Annotated in this window: 18 protein-coding genes; 9 read left to right on the top strand and 9 right to left on the bottom strand. The window is 71.9% G+C overall.

From position 1 onward, the window contains the following. Positions 1-120 precede the first annotated feature (120 nt). From C8263_RS13015 to C8263_RS12990, 6 genes are all read right to left on the bottom strand, one after another. On the bottom strand, positions 121-2,760 hold the full coding sequence (locus tag C8263_RS13015) for a sensor domain-containing protein (protein ID WP_107138559.1): 2,640 nt from the start codon (positions 2,758-2,760) through the stop codon (positions 121-123). Positions 2,761-3,062: 302 nt separating this feature from the next. After that, on the bottom strand, positions 3,063-3,251 hold the full coding sequence (locus tag C8263_RS13010; RefSeq protein WP_107138558.1) for a DUF1540 domain-containing protein: 189 nt from the start codon (positions 3,249-3,251) through the stop codon (positions 3,063-3,065). 340 nt (positions 3,252-3,591) lie between these two features. Next, the gene (locus C8263_RS13005; RefSeq protein WP_107138557.1) at positions 3,592-4,098 is read right to left on the bottom strand and encodes a hypothetical protein; all 507 of its coding nucleotides are present in this window, start codon (positions 4,096-4,098) and stop codon (positions 3,592-3,594) included. Positions 4,099-4,186: 88 nt separating this feature from the next. Continuing rightward, complete coding sequence (locus C8263_RS13000) at positions 4,187-6,061, bottom strand: ABC-F family ATP-binding cassette domain-containing protein (RefSeq protein ID WP_107138556.1); 1,875 nt, start codon at positions 6,059-6,061, stop codon at positions 4,187-4,189. A gap of 41 nt (positions 6,062-6,102) precedes the next feature. Next, positions 6,103-8,016, bottom strand: coding sequence for an endonuclease (locus C8263_RS12995; RefSeq protein WP_107138555.1), 1,914 nt, complete (start codon positions 8,014-8,016; stop codon positions 6,103-6,105). A gap of 22 nt (positions 8,017-8,038) precedes the next feature. After that, on the bottom strand, positions 8,039-8,629 hold the full coding sequence (locus tag C8263_RS12990; RefSeq protein WP_107138554.1) for a GNAT family N-acetyltransferase: 591 nt from the start codon (positions 8,627-8,629) through the stop codon (positions 8,039-8,041). A 182-nt stretch (positions 8,630-8,811) separates the two neighbouring features. On the opposite strand from C8263_RS12990, the gene C8263_RS12985 reads away from it, so the two are divergent. From C8263_RS12985 to C8263_RS12970, 4 genes are all read left to right on the top strand, one after another. Then, entirely contained in the window at positions 8,812-9,252 is a 441-nt protein-coding gene (locus tag C8263_RS12985) for a response regulator (protein ID WP_107138553.1), read from the top strand. Between the two features lie 73 nt (positions 9,253-9,325). Further along, positions 9,326-10,543: a toxic anion resistance protein gene (locus C8263_RS12980; protein WP_107138552.1), complete on the top strand. Its 1,218-nt coding sequence runs from the start codon at positions 9,326-9,328 to the stop codon at positions 10,541-10,543. Continuing rightward, positions 10,543-11,232, top strand: coding sequence for a nucleoside/nucleotide kinase family protein (locus C8263_RS12975; protein ID WP_233218806.1), 690 nt, complete (start codon positions 10,543-10,545; stop codon positions 11,230-11,232). Before C8263_RS12980 ends, C8263_RS12975 begins: the two co-directional genes overlap by 1 nt. Further along, complete coding sequence (locus tag C8263_RS12970; RefSeq protein WP_107138551.1) at positions 11,222-12,121, top strand: aminoglycoside phosphotransferase family protein; 900 nt, start codon at positions 11,222-11,224, stop codon at positions 12,119-12,121. Before C8263_RS12975 ends, C8263_RS12970 begins: the two co-directional genes overlap by 11 nt. A gap of 79 nt (positions 12,122-12,200) precedes the next feature. On the opposite strand, the gene C8263_RS12965 is transcribed toward C8263_RS12970, so the two are convergent. Genes C8263_RS12965 through C8263_RS12955 form a run of 3 tightly spaced genes read right to left on the bottom strand, consistent with a single transcriptional unit; the run spans position 12,201 to position 13,996 of the window. Then, positions 12,201-12,686 carry a hypothetical protein gene (locus tag C8263_RS12965; RefSeq protein WP_107138550.1) on the bottom strand — a complete coding sequence of 162 codons (486 nt, stop codon included), beginning with the start codon at positions 12,684-12,686 and terminating at the stop codon, positions 12,201-12,203. Positions 12,687-12,710: 24 nt separating this feature from the next. Next, positions 12,711-13,214 (bottom strand): COG4315 family predicted lipoprotein, encoded by a 504-nt coding sequence (locus tag C8263_RS12960; protein WP_107138549.1) that lies wholly within the window; start codon positions 13,212-13,214, stop codon positions 12,711-12,713. Next, positions 13,211-13,996, bottom strand: coding sequence for a GGDEF domain-containing protein (locus tag C8263_RS12955; RefSeq protein ID WP_107138548.1), 786 nt, complete (start codon positions 13,994-13,996; stop codon positions 13,211-13,213). Before C8263_RS12955 ends, C8263_RS12960 begins: the two co-directional genes overlap by 4 nt. An 83-nt stretch (positions 13,997-14,079) precedes the next feature. On the opposite strand from C8263_RS12955, the gene ispF reads away from it, so the two are divergent. The 5 genes from ispF to C8263_RS12930 all read left to right on the top strand — a co-directional run bounded on the left by ispF (position 14,080) and on the right by C8263_RS12930 (position 17,317). Continuing rightward, a complete protein-coding gene (ispF, locus tag C8263_RS12950) occupies positions 14,080-14,562 on the top strand; it encodes a 2-C-methyl-D-erythritol 2,4-cyclodiphosphate synthase (protein WP_107138547.1) in 483 nt (160 codons plus the stop codon). Further along, on the top strand, positions 14,559-15,026 hold the full coding sequence (locus C8263_RS12945; RefSeq protein WP_107138546.1) for a tRNA (cytidine(34)-2'-O)-methyltransferase: 468 nt from the start codon (positions 14,559-14,561) through the stop codon (positions 15,024-15,026). The genes ispF and C8263_RS12945 overlap by 4 nt, the downstream gene beginning before the upstream one ends. 253 nt (positions 15,027-15,279) lie before the next feature. Then, positions 15,280-15,501, top strand: a complete 222-nt coding sequence (locus tag C8263_RS12940; protein ID WP_233218804.1) for a hypothetical protein — start codon at positions 15,280-15,282, stop codon at positions 15,499-15,501. Continuing rightward, the gene (locus tag C8263_RS12935; RefSeq protein WP_158263803.1) at positions 15,498-16,058 is read left to right on the top strand and encodes a DUF2087 domain-containing protein; all 561 of its coding nucleotides are present in this window, start codon (positions 15,498-15,500) and stop codon (positions 16,056-16,058) included. The genes C8263_RS12940 and C8263_RS12935 overlap by 4 nt, the downstream gene beginning before the upstream one ends. A 5-nt stretch (positions 16,059-16,063) precedes the next feature. After that, entirely contained in the window at positions 16,064-17,317 is a 1,254-nt protein-coding gene (locus tag C8263_RS12930; protein WP_107138544.1) for an aminopeptidase, read from the top strand. The last annotated feature ends 59 nt before the right edge of the window (positions 17,318-17,376 follow it).

Below are 17,376 nucleotides of genomic sequence, written 5' to 3'. Positions count from 1 at the left end.
AAACGGGTTGAACGCCTTCACGTTAAACGGCCAGCGGCCCGGCAAGATGTTGCCGGGCACGCGGTTCTGGCCGTGGAGGCCTTAAGGTTTTCTTCAGGCAGAGGTGCGGGTGGGGGGCGGTCAGTGCTGGCGCAGCCAGTCCATCAGTTCGGGGCCCGGCAGCGGCGGGGTGATGGCGTAACCCTGCGCGGCGTCGCAGCCCAGGTCGCGCAGCATGTCCAGCTGGGCCTGGTGCTCCACCCCCACGGCCACCACCTGAAGCCCCAGGCGGTGCGCGAGGTCAATGGTGGCCTGCACCAGCGTCACTGACTTCTCGTCGCCGGGCAGCCGGGTGGTCAGCGAGGGATGCAGCTTGACCGCGCTGAGGGGAAAGCGGGTCAGGGCCGAGAGGCTGGTTTCGCCCTCTCCAAAGTCGTCCACGCTCAGGCGGGCGCCCAGGGAACGCAACTGCTCCAGCAGCGCCAGGGTTTCCTGACTGTGGTCCAGCAGGCTGCCGGCCGCCACCTCGATGTCCGGCGCGCCCTCGGCCGAGAGCAGGGGCAGCAGGCGGCGCAGCCCGGCCGCGCGGCGCAGTTCTTCCAGGCTCAGATTCACGGACACCGCCCAGTCCTGAAAACGCTCGCCCAGCGCCGCGCGCACCGACTGGCGGCCCAGCACCGCCTCCTGCACCACCCACTCGCTGATGTGGGCGATCAGTTCACTGCGGCTGGCCAGTTCCAGAAAGGCGCTGGGGCTGAGCACGCCCAGCGTGGGGTGGTTCCAGCGCAGCAGGGCCTCGGCACTCAGGGCGCGCCCGGTGCGCAGCGACACGGCCGGCTGGTACAGCAGCGTGAACTGGTCCTTGTCCAGGGCGCCGCGCAGGGCCTCTTCGAGTTCATAGGCGCGGGCCACCTGGGCGCGCAGCGCCGGATCAAAGACGCTGCGCTGCGCGCGCCCCTGGCGCTTGGCGTGCTGCAGGGCCACCTCGGCGTCGGTCAGGGCCGCGTCGCCGGGCTGGCCGGGAATGGGGGTGGCCACGCCCAGCGCCGCCGTGATCGCCACGTCGCGCGATCCGGCGCGCAGCGGCACGTCCAGGGCGGCCTCCACGCGGTCCAGCGCGCTCTGGGCGTCCAGCCCCGGCAGGCTCAGGGCAAAGGAGTCGTCGGCCAGCCGGGCGGCCTGCCCGCGCACCTCGGCCGCCAGATCATTCAGGCGGGCGGCCACCTGAATCAGCAGGCGGTCGCAGGCGGTGCGGCCCAGCGCGGCGTTCAGCTCGGTAAAGCCGTCCAGGTCCAGGCCCACCACGGTCTGCCCCTGGGCCGCCGGCGCCGCGCCGCCCAGGGCCTCGCGCAGGCCGGTGCGGTTGAGCAGCCCGGTGAGCGAATCGTGGCGGGCGTCGTGACGAATCTTGGCCTGGGCGCGGCGCAGGGCCGTGAGGTCGCGCAGGGTCAGCAGCACGCTGCCGCGCGAGCCGCCCGCCTCCCCGCCCACGCCCGTTACACGCAGTTCCATCTGGCGCACGGTGCCGTCGGGCAGGGCCAGCAAAATCTCCTGGCGCAGCGGCAGGGGCACTTCTTTCCAGTCGGGCAGGGCCATGGGCTCGCCGGCCGGGGTAAACAGGCGCACGCCCAGCTCGCTCATCACGCGTGAGACGGCCAGCCCCACCAGCCGCGCGGCCTCCACGCCCAGCAGGGTCGCGGCCCGCTCGCTCACCAGCTGCGCGCGCCCGGCGTGGTCCACCAGAATCGTGGCGTCCTCGGAGAGCGAGAGCACCTGATTCATGACCCCCAGCGGCGCCCGGCCGCTCTGGGCGCCGGTTTCGCCCTGCGCCACCAGCAACCCCGGCTCCGAGGTCCGGCGCACGCTGAGCGCCAGGGTGCCGCCCGAGGCCAGTTCCACCTCGGCCCGCGCCGCGCCGCCGGTGGCCGCCAGCCGCACAAGGTCACGCACGGGTTCCGAGGGCACATCGGCAAAGCAGGGCCACACCCACAGCGGCGCGCCCGTGGCGGGGGCCGCAGCGGCGGGCAGCAGCTCTTTGAGGCCGTGGCTGGCCTGCAGCACCGCCCCCGAATCCGAGAGCAGCGCGGCGGGCAGGTCCGTGTCCAGCAGGGCCGCCACCCGGGCGGCGCGCTCGTACTCGCCGGTCACGTCCTGCAGGGTCAGCATCACGCCCGCCGAGGCCGCGCCGTAGTAGGGCCGCGCCTCGCCGCGCATCCACAGCGTTTCGCCGCCGCGCGTCACCTGCTCGTCGGGCAGGCGCACCGAGCGCCCGGCCCCAGCCTGCTGCACCGCGCCCAGCCACCCGGGGCGGTCGGCAAACAGCTCCTGCACGCTGCGGCCGGTCACCTCGGCCTCGCTCAGTTCAAACAGTTCCAGAAAGGGGCGGCTGACCTTGCGCACCAGCAGTTCGCCTGTCAGCCACGCGGTAGCCACCGGCAACTGCGTGACCAGCACCTCTGTTTCGCGGCCCTGGCCGTCCAGCCGCGCGGCGGCCAGCAGCATGGTCAGCACCTGCACCGCCGCGTCGGGCACGGGCGGGCCACCATCGGTCCATAGCAGCCCCAGCAGGGCGCCGTCACGGGTCAGCCACACCATGTCGCCGCGCTCGAACCACTCGTCGGGCGGCACCAGATCGGGGCCAGCCGCCTCGGCGGGGCCGTGGGCCTGCACCCGCAGCACCTCTTCGCCCAACTGCGCCAGCAGCACCGCCTGGGGCGCATGCACGCGCAGCAGGTCACTCAGGGCGGTTTGAACAGCAGAAAAGGTGGCCGCAGGACTCATGACAGACCTCGCTTGGGGCAGCGGAACAGAAGTGGGAGGCGAACAGGGCGCACGCCTGGCAGCATGTCACGTCAAGTCTTACCGCCTTCATGCAAAGGTCAGGGAGTGGGGGTGACAGGCTGATGGGGCTTTGCGGCGCCGCCAGTGTTGCCGCTCACGGTCTGGTCCCCTGCTGACCCGGGCGTTTTCTGGCCCGGTTCTGACAGTCACCGCACAGAAAGGACCCTGCGGGCAGCGCCGCACCAGCCAAAAACATCGCCGGGGGCTTCCCGGCGATGGGGGGGCGACGCAGGCTCTGCGCTTCAGTTGTTCTCGGCGGTCATGCCGTAGCTGTCGCTCATGCCCTCTGTGGGCGTAAAGGTCAGGCACTGAGCGGTCTGCCCACTCAGGCTGACCTCAATCTGCCCGGCGGTGCAGTTCATGTCCTCGTTGAAGCGGCAGGTGGTGGCGTCGCAGCGGCTGACCATGCTCTGGGGTTCTTGGGTGTTCATGGGAAAACCTCCGTGTGTCCAGGGTGCGCGCCCGGCCCAGGCCGCAAGGTAAGGCAGCCTGCAAGGTAAAGGGAGTCTCCAAAACCTGAGCGTGCAGATGGGGTTACCGGGCGTTGGGCACTGAAAACCGCGCCCGAGCGAGGTTTTGCAAGAAGCCAGCTGCACAGCGTCCAGCAGCGCCCGGGGAGGCCCTCACGCCGCGCTCATCACGCGGAGGGCCAAGGTGGGCGGCCCGTGGAGTCTTGACCCCACCCGGAGTCCCGTGGTTTCTCGTCTTCGCTCTGCCAGGCGGCTTTGTGAGGCTGCTCATCCCTCGCCGTCGGTTCACCTGAGTTCCTTCTCAGTTCAGCAGGCTCACGCGAATGCCCTGGGCGCAGGCCACGCGGTGGGCCACCTGGTCGGCGTCCAGTTCACCGTGTTCGCGCAGGCCCGCCGCCAGCACCTCCACCTCGCTCCAGGCGCGGCGCAGCCTCGCGCGGGCGCGGCCCCGCAGCACGCTCAGGTAGGCGTCCAGGGTGCTGTGCTCGTCGGGATCGCTCAGGGCGCAGGCCAGCAGCATGCGGGCGTCACGGCCCTCTGCGAGCGGGGCGCTGCCGCTCAGGGCGGCGGCCTCCCCAGCGGCCAGGGCCACCAGCACCACGTCCTCGGCCAGGGCGCGGTTCAGGCGCAGGGCGGCCGGGTCCGGGGCGCTGCGGTACACCACGCCATGCAGGCTGAGGCGCTCCAGACGCAGCGGCGCGCGCGGATGGCTGTGGGCCAGGTAGGCTTCGGCCGCCAGTTGCAACGAGCGGGCGTGGCGGTCCTGGGAAGTAGGGCTGGGCGTGGGCTGGGTCTGGGGGCTGGGCATAATCCTGACTCTGGAACTCAGGATAAGCCCCGGGGCCCGGTGCAGCTGCCCCGCTGTCCAGGGAAGCAGAGCGGGAGGGTAGCCGCTCCTACCCGCCTCGCGCCTCTACTTCAGCCTGCCTGGCTTCCCAGGCGCTCATTTTCGCGCTCAGCTGCGCTTCCAGATCATGGGCGGCCTGGCCCAGTGCGGCGAAATCGGCGTTGGGGGCGGCCTGACCCAGCGCGGCCTGGGCGGCGTCCAGTTCGCCTTCCAGGCGGGCAATCTCGGTTTCCAGGGCTTCCACCTCGCGCTTGAGGTGCCACAGGCCCTTGCCCTTCGGGGCGCTGGCGGGGGCAGGGCGCTCCCTGGTCTCCTGGGCCACCACCGGGCGGTGCTTGGCCTTGTAGTCCTCCCAGCCGGGATACTCGTACAGCTGGCCGTCTTCCAGCAGCCAGATGCGGTCGGCCAGCCCCTCGATAAAGGCGCGGTCGTGGCTGACCATCAGCAGGGTGCCGCCAAAGTCGTCCAGTGCGGCTTCCAGGGCCTCGACCATCTCCATGTCCAGGTGGTTGGTGGGCTCGTCCATCACCAGCAGGTTGTGGTCTTCCTGGGCCAGCTTCAGCAGCGCCAGCCGCGCCCGCTCGCCCCCCGAAAGAATGCGGGCCTGTTTGTCGTGCTGGTCGTAGGGAAACAGAAAGGTGCCCAGCAGGTCGTGGGCTTCGGGGTCTTTCTGGGTGTAGGCGCGCGCCACGTCGTACAGGGTCTGCGAGGGGTCCACGCCGCGCAGCGCCTGATCGTAGTAGCCCACCGTCACGCGGGCGCCGGTGAGCACCCGGCCCCGGGGATCGTCGCTGGGGTCCAGGCCCAGCAGCGCGCGCAGCAGCGTGGTCTTGCCCGCTCCGTTGCGCCCAATGATGGCGATGCGCTCGCCCCGCCTGATCTGCAGGTTCACGTCCCGGAACAGGGTGCGCCCGCCCGGCAGCGTGCGGCTCAGGTGCCGGGCGTCCAGCACCACGTCGCCGCTTTCGGGGGCGTGAAAGGTGATGCGGGTGGTGCGCTGCTCCGGGGGCGGGGCGCCCACGGCGCGGGCCTGCATGCGGTCCACGCGCGCCTGCATGGCCTTGGCGCGGCGGGCCAGCTTGCTCATGCCCAGGCCCCAGATTTTCATGCGGTCGGCGCTGGCCTGCAGGGAAGCGATCTGGCGGCTTTCCACCGCGTGGCGGGCGGCCTGCTGCTCCTGCTCGGCAGCCAGGGTCTCGCGGAACGTGGTGTAGTTGCCTGCGTACGTCTTCAGGGTGCCGCCACGTAGATAGGCGGTTTCCCGGGTCACGGTGTCCAGAAAGGCGCGGTCGTGGCTGATGACCAGCACGGCGCCGGGATAGCGGTTCAGGAAGGCTTCGAGCCACTCCACCATCACGATGTCCAGGTGGTTGGTGGGCTCGTCCAGCAGCAGCACGTCGGGGTTTTCCACCAGCAGGGCGGCCAGCCCCAGCCGGGTGCGCTCGCCGCCGCTGAGCCCGCTCACCGGGTCGTGTTCCCGGCCCCGGAAACCAAAGGCCAGGGTCACGGCATCCTTGCGGCTGCGGCGCTCGAAGCCGCCCCGCCGCGCGTAGTGTTCCAGCACCGCCTCGTGGTGCAGGATGCTTTCAGGGGTGCCGAGGCCCATGGCCTCGGCGGCGGCCTGCAGTTCGGCCTCCAGGGCGTCCAGGTCGTGAAAGGCGGCCGAGAGCACGCTGTCCACCGTGGCGCCGTCGGGAAACACGGGGTCCTGGCGCAGCGCCCGCACCCGCACGCCGGGGCCGCGCTTGACCACACCGCCATCGGGGGCCAGTTCGCCGGTCAGCAGTTTCAGCAGCGTGCTTTTCCCGGCCCCGTTGCGGCCCACCAGCCCCACGCGGTCCCCGGGCTGCACGGCAAAGGTCACGTCCTGCAGAACGGTCAGCGGGCCGTAGTCTTTGGTGGCGTCCTGGGCGGCAACAAGCACGCCCCGCAGTATAGAGGGCCGGGGCAAATGCGGGGCGGGCTCTACTGCCCCAGTCCGGCGGCGAAATCAGTCCCCGCCCCCCAGGCCGGGTGGTCAATCAGCGGGTTGCGGTTGCCCTGCAGGGCAAAAATGGCGGCGTTGCGGTGCCGCTCCCAGTCGCCGGGGGGTTGCGCGGCGTGCCACGCCAGCAGCGTGTCCAGGTGCCGGGGCGCGTAGATGCGCGCCGCGCCGGGATAGCGCAGCAGAAAGTACAGCGTGGCGCGCGCGGCGGCCCCCTTGCCGGCGGCCGGCTCGAACTCGCCCACTTCACGCCGCCCGCAGTCGCCGCGCACCACCTCGTCGTGGTCCGGGAAATCGGCGTAGGGCGTGTTGCCCCGGAAGGAATTGCAGGCCGGCTCGCAGGCAAAAAGGTGGTGCAGGTCGCCGCGCATGGGCTCGCGCCGGGCATACCAGCTTTGCGGCACCACATGCTCGCAGTTGTAGGGCAGGGCCATTTCCAGCGCCTCGGCGCTCAGGTTCTCCTGGGCGGCCAGCCGGGCGCGGCGCTCGGCAGCCGTGCGGTCGGCGGCAATCAGTTCGGCGGGGCTGTGCACGCGCCCCGAGTACAGGCTGCGCAGCTGCCCGTCCGGCCACAGGTCCACCCAGGGGTACAGGTGCCGGGCCGGGTCGTAGGTCAGCGGCCGGGTGTGGGTGCGCGAGAGCAGCGCGCTCAGCGCGGCAAAGCGCCCGGCCGGGTCCAGGGTCTCCCCCAGCCCGGCGTAGTAGGCCGCCGCCTGCGCGCCGTCGGCCGGGTCCAGGTAGGGCCGCTCCTCGGCGGCGGGGGCCGGGGGCGCCACCCGCAGGCTCAGGGTCACGGGCAGGCTCACGGTGCCGTCGGCGCCGGGGGTTACGGTGCCCAGATTCAGGGCGCCGGCAGGCAGGCCGCCGTCCCCCAAGCGCTCCCGGGCTGGGCGGGGCGCCGAGAGCAGCGCCGTCACCAGCCCCGAGCCGGCCTCCGGGCGCGCGCGCAGGTCCGCAATCAGGCGGCTGATGCGCACGCCCTCATTGGCCACCCAGTCCAGTTCGGTGTCCGGGTCCCCGGGGGCGGCGGGGCGGCCGTCGCGGCGCAGCACGCGGCCCTGGGCGTCGGTGCGCGGCACGCCGCTGTGGTGCAGCGCCACCACCTCCCAGGCGTCGTTGAAGACGGGGCTGCCACTGCTGCCAGGGGCCGTGTCGGTCTCGTAGTGCAGGAAATCGGGCAGGCGGTCCACGAGGCGGTTTTCCCGCAGCGCCAGTTGCTTGGGTTCGCCGCCCGGGTGCTGGATGATGCTCAGGGCCTCGCCCACCATGTGCTTGTCCGGGGCGTCCAGCAGGGGCAGATAGCCGTAGGGGCGCGTATCGCCGCGCACCGCCACCAGGGTGTAGTCCAGCGCCTCGCTGGTGATGAACAGGCTGTCCGGGTCCAGAGCCAGGGTTACGCGCTCCCGCAGGGTCCCGTCGGCGCGGAGTTCATAGCTAAATTCCGCCTGCGCCGCGCGGGCGTCGCCGGGCGTGGCCAGCACATGGTGGTTGGTCACCAGCACCTGCGGGCTGCACAGCCAGCCGGTGCCGTAGCCAGCCGGGCGGCCCCGGGCGTCACGCAGCACCAGCCGCGCCACCGCGTCGGCCGCCTGCCGCGCGAGGTCCAGGTAGGCCACCCCCACCAGATCGTTGCGGCCCAGCAGGCGCTCCAGGCTCTGCCGGGGCCCGGGCGGCAGGTGGGCGGCCACCTGTTCGGGCGCGGCCTGCCCGCTGGCCAGCGCCTGGGCATCGGGCAGCGGCACCCCCAGCCGGGTCAGGCGCGCGGCCACCCGCTCGGGCGTGTCGGCGGCGTGGGTGCCCTGCAGTTCCAGGCGCTGCAGCCGGGCGTGGCGCTGCGCCTGCCGGGTGTCGAAACGGGCCTGGGTTGCGCGCAGCACCTCGGGGGGAATGGTCATGCGGTCAGCATACCCGGTACGGTCAGGGTGAAATCAGATGAGCTATTTTCATACCGGGCAAATTACAGTTTCTCTTCAGTCGGCCCCTGGCGCCGCAGGCCAATTTCACGCTGTCCCAGCGCTGGCCCTGCCACAGCCGGGCCTGGGGAATACGGGCGCATTCGTGATAGCCCGCGCGCACGCCAGCGCGGATCAGCCGCTCGTTGCCGCTCCAGGTCGTCAGGGTCAGCACGTGGGCGTCTGTCTCGGCAAAGGTGGCCGCCGTCCACAGCTGCAGCGCCCGGGTGCCCAGCCCGCCGCCCCAGTGGGCCGGATCGAAAATCAGGATGCCCAGGTCCCACCAGCCGCCGCCGGTGGGCGCTTCCTCGCTGCGCGACACCTGCCCCACACACTGCCCACCCAGTTCCAGGATGCGCAGGTGGGGGGTGGGGGGCTGGGCCAGCGCCCGGTCGCTGTAGGCCTCCAGGCCCAGCTCAGAGGGTGGGCGGGCAGCGTGAAAATACGGCGCGTCCCATTGCTGCCATGCGGGTGAGCGTTCGTGGTGCATCCAGCGCCACAGCACGGGCAGGTCGGCAGGCTGACGCGCACGGAGAAGAAGGGCGGGAGAGGGCATGACCCCCACCTTAAACTGACCTGTCTGGGAGGGTGCGCTGCATTGACAGGCCCGGCCAGAGAGAAACTTCATCAGCTTCCTGACGCTGAACTGATGATTGCCTGAGAAACCTAAAGCCCCTCTTTAGAGTGTGGCCCGCACGAATCTGAAGGCTTGGTGTAGAAGCTACACTGCCTTATCCCATGAACAGCACATCTTCCCGCCGCCTGCACGTTCTGCTGATTGATGATGATCCAGCCGACCGCCTGCTGGCCCAGGAAGCCTTTGACGAGCACGCCGACACGGTGCAGATTCACCTGTGCGAGGACGGGGTGGAGGCGCTGGCGTGGCTGCGCGCCCCGGGGCGCCCCCTGCCCGATGTGGTGATGCTGGACCTGAATATGCCGCGCATGAGCGGCTTTGACGTGATTGCCGCCATTCGCGCCGACCGTGGGCTGCGTCACCTGCCAGTGGTGATTCTGTCCACTTCGGACAACCCCGAGGATGTGGCGCAGGCGTACAACCTGTTTGCCAGTTCATACATGGTCAAAAGCAAGGATTTCCCGGGCTTTCTGGCCCAGGTGGACCATTTCGTGAAGTTCTGGCAGGACTGCCGCTTCAAACGGCTGGCCCTGTCCTCGTAAGCCCACCCCCGGCCAGCCCACTGCGCCTTTTGCCGGATGCAACCCCTGCGCCCCGCGCGGCGTAATGGAGGGCATGAGTGATCCTCGCGGCCCGCTGACCCCCCCCGACTCGATGCTGCGCGCGCCGGAGGCGGTGCCGCCCGTGCAGGCCCAGCAGGCTCCCGAGATGGTGCCGCTGTCCCCCGAGGACCGCGCCCGCCTGGAACAGATGGCCCAGGCGTTTGCCCAGGAGGTGCTGGCGGCCGGCACCCACACCCCCGACTTCAAACGCAAGCTCGACGCCGTGCATGAACTGGGCCTGCCCGAACAGCGCGCGGCGGCCCAGAGCAGCAACCGCATGCTCGACCGCCCGCTGCGCGCCACCCGCGCGGGCGCCCTGGCCGAAGGCAGCGACATCCTGCGCGGCCTGACCGATCTGCGCCGCACGGTGGAGGACCTGGACCCCAGCCGCGCGCCCACGCCCCGGCGCCTGTTTGGCAAGCTGCCCGGCGGCAAGAAGGTGCAGAGCCACCTCGACAAGTACCAGAGTGCCCAGAGCCACCTGAACGGCATTCTGGAAGCGCTGTACCGGGGCCAGGACGAACTGCGCCGCGACAACGCCACCATTGAGACCGAGAAGGTGCACCTGTGGGACACCATGCAGAAGCTGCGCCAGTACGCGCACGTGGGCAAGGCGGTGGATGAGGCCCTGACGCTGCGCCTGCAGGAGCTGCAGACCACCGACCCCGAAAAGGCCCGTATGGTCAGCGAGGAACTGCTGTTTGCCGTGCGCCAGCGCGTGACCGACCTGCTGACCCAGCTGGCGGTGAGCATTCAGGGGTATCTGGCCCTGGACCTCGTGCGGCGCAACAACCTGGAACTGATTAAAGGCGTGGACCGCGCCACCACCACCACCGTGAGCGCCCTGAAAACGGCCCTGATGGTCTCGCAGGCGCTGGGCACCCAGCAGGCGGTGCTGGGGCAGGTGACCGCCCTGAACGACACCACCGGCAAGATGATCGGCTCCACAGCCCAGCTGCTGCGCCAGCAGAGCACCGAGATTCAGCGGCAGGCGGGCAGCGCCACCGTGGACCCGCAGATTATCCAGGCGGCCTTTCGCGACGTGTACGGCGCGCTGGACGCCATCAGCGCCTACCGCCAGCAGGCCCTGGACCGCTTCCGCGACACCATGACGGTGCTGGACCGCGAGGTGGCCCAGGCCCAGACCTACCTGGACCGCGAGCGCCAGCAGGCCTCGCGCGAGGTGGCGCAGGGCCTGAACGTGACCGAGAAAGGCGACCTGAAAATCTGATGCGCGCCGCTTCTGTGAACCTGCGGGCCGCGACCCGGCAGGAGATGTTGTCGTGGCTGGTCACCCGACTGGCCGGGCAACCCGCGCGCCCGGTGCTGCGCGTGGGGATTGACGGCGTGGACGGCGCCGGCAAGACCACACTGGCCGGTGGGCTGACCCGCGAGTTGCGGGCCCAGGGCCGCGCGGTGATCCGCGCCAGTGCCGACCAGTTCCACCATCCCCGCGCCGTGCGCTACCGCCAGGGCCGGACCTCGCCCCAGGGCTTCTACGAGGACTCCTACGATCTGGACGCCCTGCGCCGGGAGCTGCTGGTGCCCCTCTCGCCGGGCGGGAATCTGCAGTACCGCCCGGCGGTCTTTGATGTAGCGCGCGACGAACCGCTGGGACTGCCGGCCCAGGCCGCTGGACCCGGCAGCCTGCTGATCGTGGACGGTCTGTTTCTGCACCGGCCGGAGCTGCGGGCCTTCTGGGACGACTCGGTGTTTCTGCGGGTGCCGTTCGAGGTCTCGGTGCCCCGGGGCGCGGCGCGTGGCCCAGGGTACGGATCGCCGGACCCCGCTGCGTCCAGCAACCGCCGCTACGTGGAGGGGCACCGCCTGTATTTCGCCGCCGCGACCCCGGAGGCGCACGCGGGCGTGGTACTGGACCACACAGATCTCCAGCGGCCGGCGGTGCTTCATGCTCGCTGAAGCGCAGGCCCTGCTTGATGCCCGCACCCTGCTGGGGCCGGGCGCGCAGCTGCTCTCACGCGGGGCAACGTGCGTGGCCTTTACCGATGGGCGCCGCGTGGCTCGCCTGGCCCTGGGCCCCGGGGCGCGGCTGGGCGTGCAGGCCCTGCTCCAGCGGCGGCTGGCGGCGCAGGGGGTGCCGGTGCCCCCGGTCCTGGCCACCGGCACCCTGCGCGGCGAACAGGCCTACTGCGTGGACATCCTGATGGGCGGGGACGGCCTGCCCCCCAGCCCCGAGGGCTGGACCGACCTGGGCCGCGCCCTGCGGGTGCTGCACGCCCTGCCCTGCAGCGGGCACGGCCTGCTGGCCGACCGCGCCGACCTGCTGCGGGGCGTGGCGCCGGACCCAGAGGCCGGGGTGCGCTCGCGCCTGCCGGAGGCGTGGCCGTTGGGGACCGTGCCCCTGGACCGCCAGCCGCTGGTGCAGGCCGACCCGGCCCTGCACGCCCCGCTGGCCCGCTGCGCCGAGGCCCTGCAGCGGGCCGCCCACGCCCCCAGCCGCGTGTGCCACACCGACCTGCACGCCGGGCAGCTGGTGTGGCGCGGCGGCCGACTCTCCGCCCTGCTGGACTTTGGCGACGCCGCCTGTGTGCCCGCCGCCTGGGATGTGGCCAGCGTGGCCTACTTCCACGGCTGGGCGGCGGCCGAGCAGGTGGCCGCCGCCGCCGGGCTGCCGGAAGCCCAGGACGCCGCGCTGTTCGGGCTGCTTCTGGCCCAGCACCGCGCCGCGCGGGCCCGGCGCCGCGAGCAACTGGGCCAGGCCGTGGCCTTTGCCCACGGCTGCCTGAGCCGCCTGGCCACCTGGACCCCCGCCGCACCCGCCCCAGGCCCGCGCCTGAGCGCCCCGTAGCCAGACGGAGTGATCCGGCAGGTCACCATCAATGCCTGCGCGGCCCCCCCACTCCTCACTTCCCTCTCTTGTCCCACCTTTACGGCCCCAGGAAGGGCCCCGGCAGCACCACGTCGCCCTTTTCTGCGGCCTGGACCATGTCTCCCACTCGCCCAGCGTTGGGCGGCGCCATGCCCACCGTGGCGGGCTGGAACATGGCAGGCTGCCCGTCACTGGCGGCGCTGGCCTGCTGGCCCTGCACGTAGTACAGCGGCCACCCCTGGTAGAGCATCTGGGTCCAGGGCCGCACGGGGTCGCCGGCGCGCGCCTGTGCAGTGATGTCCGGTTCCAGGGCGTCGGGCAGCTTGTCGTGGGGCAGCATGGGCATGGGCACGTACTGCAGCACGAACGCCTCGTTGTAGCGGGGCCACTGCGGAGCAAACGGCACCTCGTACTGGCCTGCATACGCCTGGGCGAGGGGAGCAAACACGTACAGCGCCAGCGGCTCGCCCGCCTGGCTGACCGCGTACAGGCGGCCGTCGAAGGTGGTCAGGGCCAGAAAGTTCAGGGGCTCTTGGGGGGTCACAGGTCTCCTTGTGGGGGGCGGAGCTCAGGGGCCCTGCTGCTCGGCGCCGGGAAAGGGCAGGGGCAGCTGGGCGGCGGGCACGGGCGCGAACAGGTGGGCTGCGGCCCCCAGCGGCGCGCCCCCGGGCTGATCATAGGCATACAGGTACAGCGGCCAGCCCTGGTAGGTGGCCTGGGGCCAGGGGCGCAGACCGTGGGTGTCCCGGGCCTGCACGCCGGCCAGGGGCGCCAGGGCCGGGGGCGCCGGGCGCGGCCCGGGCAGCGGCACGTAGGTGTAGACAAACAGCTTCAGGTGCTCGGGCCAGTCGGCGGCGTAGGGCACGCGCTCGCCGCACAGCACCGCCGCCTGCAGCGGCAGAAAGCGGTACACCGGCAGCGGGCCGCGCCGGGTCTCCACAGACAGATGGTCGCCGTGGGCGCACAGCGGGCCCAGATCGGCCGGGGGCAGGGCGCGGCGCCGGGGCGTGCCCGCCGTGACAGGGCGCGGGCCCGCGCCCTGCCCCGGCGGAGGCTGAACCACGCGGCTCAAGACCCCACCAGATGCGTGCGGCGGCTGTCCGGGGGACTGCCCAGGCGGGCGTGGCGCAGCAGGTGCACCAGTTCAGCCGCCAGTCCGCCGCGCCCGACCCGCTGGCTGCGCTGCAGGCGGCGCTCGGCCTGGGTCAGCAGTTCGGCCAGGGTGGTGCCGTCCTGCGGGGCGTGGGCCAGCCCGAACGAGAAGCTGGTCCGGCGCACCCCAAAGCCCAGCAGGGCGCCGGCAAAGGCGGCCTGCAGCGGCCCCAGGTGCCCCGGCAGCAGCACCTGCGGCGAACACAGCACAAAGGCCCCGCCGCCCAGGCGGTACGCCTGGGCCGGCCAGTGGCGCGTGCCCTGCGCCAGCACCCCGGCCAGGGCACACAGGGCCGCGTCGCCAGCGGCGTGGCCCGCGCGGCGGTTCAGCCGGTCCAGACGGTCAATGTCCAGCAGCGCCAGGGTAGCCGGGGTGCCGTGCGCGGCGTCCAGCAGCAGGGCGCGGCGCCCCGGCAGGCGGGTCAGGGGATCGGCGTGGTACTCGTGCACGTCCTCAATCACGCCCAGGCGGTCGCCACCGGGCCGGGTGCGCAGCAGCACGCGGCAGATGCGCGTGTCGCCGTTCGGGGTGGACAGCCGGGTGTGGTGGGTGCCGTCGGGGCGCTCCAGCAGGGGCAGGGGCAGCGGGCCCAGGCCAAAGGCGCGCGTAAAGGCGCGGTTCAGCCGGGCCGGGTGGCCCGGGGTCCAGTGAACGGCAGGCAGCGGCAGGTGCTCGAACAGATCGTCATCCAGGTGCATCATTGGCGGCTCTTTCCCCCTGTGGGCCGCAGCGTCGCGCAGGGCGCGTTACGGCAGCGTTAACGGGGGGCGCTACACTCCGGGCCATGTCTGCGCCCTACCGCATTGGCTACGGAGAAGACGCCCACCGGCTGGAAGCGGGCCGGCCGCTGGTGCTGGGCGGCGTGCCGGTGCCGCACGCCCCCCTGGGCGCGGTGGCCCACAGCGACGGCGACGCGGCCCTGCACGCCCTGGCCGACGCGCTGCTCTCGGGGCTGGCCCTGGGCGACATCGGGCAGTACTTTCCCGACACGGCCGCCGAGTGCAAGGACCTGGACTCGGCCGTGATCGTGGCGCGGGCCCTGGAGCTGGTGCGCGGGCGCGGCTACCGGCCGGTGAACGTGGCCCTGGTGGTGACCCTGGACCGGCCCAAGCTGGGGCCCCTGCGCGCAGCCATCGCCCGGCGCATGGCCGAGCTGCTCTCGCTGCCCGAAACCGAGGTGGGCGTGAGCTTCAAGACCTCCGAGGGGCTGGCCCCGGCCCACGTGCAGGCGCGCGCGACCGTGCTACTGGCGCGCCTGGACCCATGAGCGGCCCGGCGCCGCTGCTGCGCGTGGTGCTGTTCGAGCCGGAAAAGGCGGGGAACGTGGGGAACGTGGCGCGCACCTGCGCGGTGCTGGGCGCCGAGTTGCACCTGATTCGCCCCTTTGGCTTTCACCTGCACGACCGCGAATTTCGCCGCGCGGTCATGGATTACCTCGAAGGCGTGACCCTGCACGAGCACGCCAGCTGGACGGCGTTTCAGGGCACGCTGCCTGCGGGGGCCCGGGTCTTTGCCTTCAGCACCCACGCCACCGGGCTGCACACCCGCGCCGGCTTTGCGCGCGGCGATTACCTGCTGTTTGGCCCGGAATCGCGCGGTCTGCCCACGTGGCTGCGCGGCGCCCTGCCCTGCGTGAAACTGCCGCAGCCGGGCGGTGGGCGCAGCCTGAACCTCTCGGTGGCGGTGGGCGTGGCGGCCTTTGAGGCTGGCCGGCAGATTGAGGGTTGGTAAGACGGCAGCAGGGGCCAGAGAAGGACTCGTCTGGTGTGAACGAGAGCCCAGCTGAGGCAGTCAGAGCCGGTGAGGACGGCCTTTTCGAGGCTCGAAGTGCTGGGGGAGTGCCCCGCCCCTTCCCGTCTGCGGGTGTCCTGCTTGGCCCCGCTGACAGCCATGCGCCTGAACCCTTCTCTCTCCCTCCCCGCTCAGCCATTCGCTGCATTTCGACCTTCTTCGAATCTTGCACACTGATTCGAGGAGGATCGAAATGAGCCAGGAGAAAATGAATGAGGTTTTTCAGCGCATCGTGCAGGGCCTGCAGACCAATGCCGAGCGGGATGTGCGGCTGGCCCGAGCGGCGGGCGACGCGGCGGCCACGGCCAGGGACCAGGCGCGGCTGGACACCCTGAACGCCGCACTGGAGATCTACGCCGCCGCGCATCTGATGGCCCACGGCGCCCGGCCATGGCCCCGCCCGGGGCAGCCATGAGCACCGACCTGACCACGCGCGCCGCCCTCTTCCGGGCCCTGTCTCACCCCGCCCGCCTGGGGCTGCTGCGCCTGATCTGGACCCAGGAGGCCAGCGGCGACGCCCTGGCACGCCTGATGAATCTGGCGCCCGCCACGGTCAGCCACCATCTGGCGCAACTGGCCGGGGCGGGGCTGATCACCACGCGCCAGGACGGTCACCACCGGTTGCACCGCGCGCAGACGGCGGCCCTGAACCTGAATCTGGGCGACGTGGTGCGCGGCGCCGCGCCGCCACCCCAGAGTGCTGACCCCTACCGCGACCGCGTGCTGCGCGCCTTTCTGAAGGGCGGACGCCTGAGCACCCTGCCCGCGCAGCGCAAAAAGCGCGACGTGATCCTGCGCGAGCTGGCTGGCCTGTTTGAACCGGGCCGCCAGTACCCCGAGCGCGAGGTGAACGCCGTGCTGGGCGAGGTGTATGGCGACGTGTTTACCCTGCGCCGCGAGCTGGTGGGCCTGGGCGTGCTGGCGCGCGAGGCCGGGGTGTACTGGCGCCCCGCCATGGCCCCGCTAGAGTAGGCGGCATGACCCAGACCCTGGCTTCCTTTGACACGCTGCTGGCCCGTTACGCCGAGTTGCTGGTGCGCACCGGGGTCAACCTGCAACCCGGCGGCAAGGTGCGCGTGACGGCGCCCGTGGAGGCCACGGCCCTGGCCCGGCTGGTGGCGCGCGCTGCCTACCGCGCCGGGGCCACCGACGTGCGCGTGGTGTACGACGATCCCCACCTCGCCCTGACGCTGTTTGAAGAGGGCAGCGACGAAGCCGTGGGCTTTGTGCCCGAGTGGGCGGCGCGCGAGCGCGAGGCCATGGTGGCCGACGGCTACGCCTCCATTGCCATCGTGGGCGAGGACCCGGCGCTGCTGTCCGGCGTGGACCCCACCCGGATTGCCACGCGCAGCCGCCTGATGGCCCAGGCCATGCGCCGGGTCAGCGAGGCCACTGGCGCCTTTGCAGTGAACTGGACGGTGGCGGCCATGGCCACCCCGGCCTGGGCGGCGCGCGTGTACCCGGACCTGCCCACAGAGGACGCGGTGGCGCGGCTGTGGCAGGACATCTTTTCGGTCACGCGCGCCGACCTGCCCGACCCCGTGGCGGCCTGGGCCGAGCACACCGCGCGCCTGGAACGCCTGACCGACTATCTGAACCGCCAGCAGTACGCCGCCCTGCACCTGAGCAGCGAGCTGGGCACCGACCTGACGGTGGGGCTGGCCCAGAACCACGTGTGGCAGGGCGGTGCCGAGACCGCTCAGAACGGCGTTCGCGCGGTGCCCAACCTGCCCACCGACGAGGTGTTCACCGCCCCGCACCGCGACCGGGTGGACGGCTGGGCGGTGGCCAGCAAGCCGCTAAGCGCCCGGGGCCAGCTGATTGAGGGCATACGGGTGCGCTTTGAGGCCGGGCGCGTGGCCGAATTCAGCGCGCAGAGCGGCGAAGCCACCCTGCGCCAGCTCATCGAGACGGATGACGGCGCCGCGCGCCTGGGCGAGGTGGCCCTGGTGCCGGCCTCGGCGCCGGTGGCGCGCACGGCGGCCCTGTTCTTCAACACCCTGTTTGATGAAAATGCCGCCAGCCACATTGCCCTGGGCCGCTGCTACCCCACCAACGTGCAGGGCGGCACCGACCCCGCCGTGCTGGACGCGGCAGGTGGCAACGCCGGGAGCCTCATTCACGTGGACTGGATGATTGGCACGCCGCGCACCGATGTGGACGGCATCACCCAGACCGGCGAGCGGGTCCCCCTGATGCGCGCGGGCGAGTGGGTGCTGAGTCTGGACTGAAGCTCAGGCCGGCAGGCGGCGGGCTGTGCGAATGCGGCCCCCGGCTGGCCGGCTCATGA

This window comes from Deinococcus arcticus, assembly GCF_003028415.1.
Taxonomy (GTDB): domain Bacteria; phylum Deinococcota; class Deinococci; order Deinococcales; family Deinococcaceae; genus Deinococcus; species Deinococcus arcticus.
Note: the sequence above shows the minus strand (reverse complement) of the source record. Positions and strands in the feature narration are given on the sequence as shown.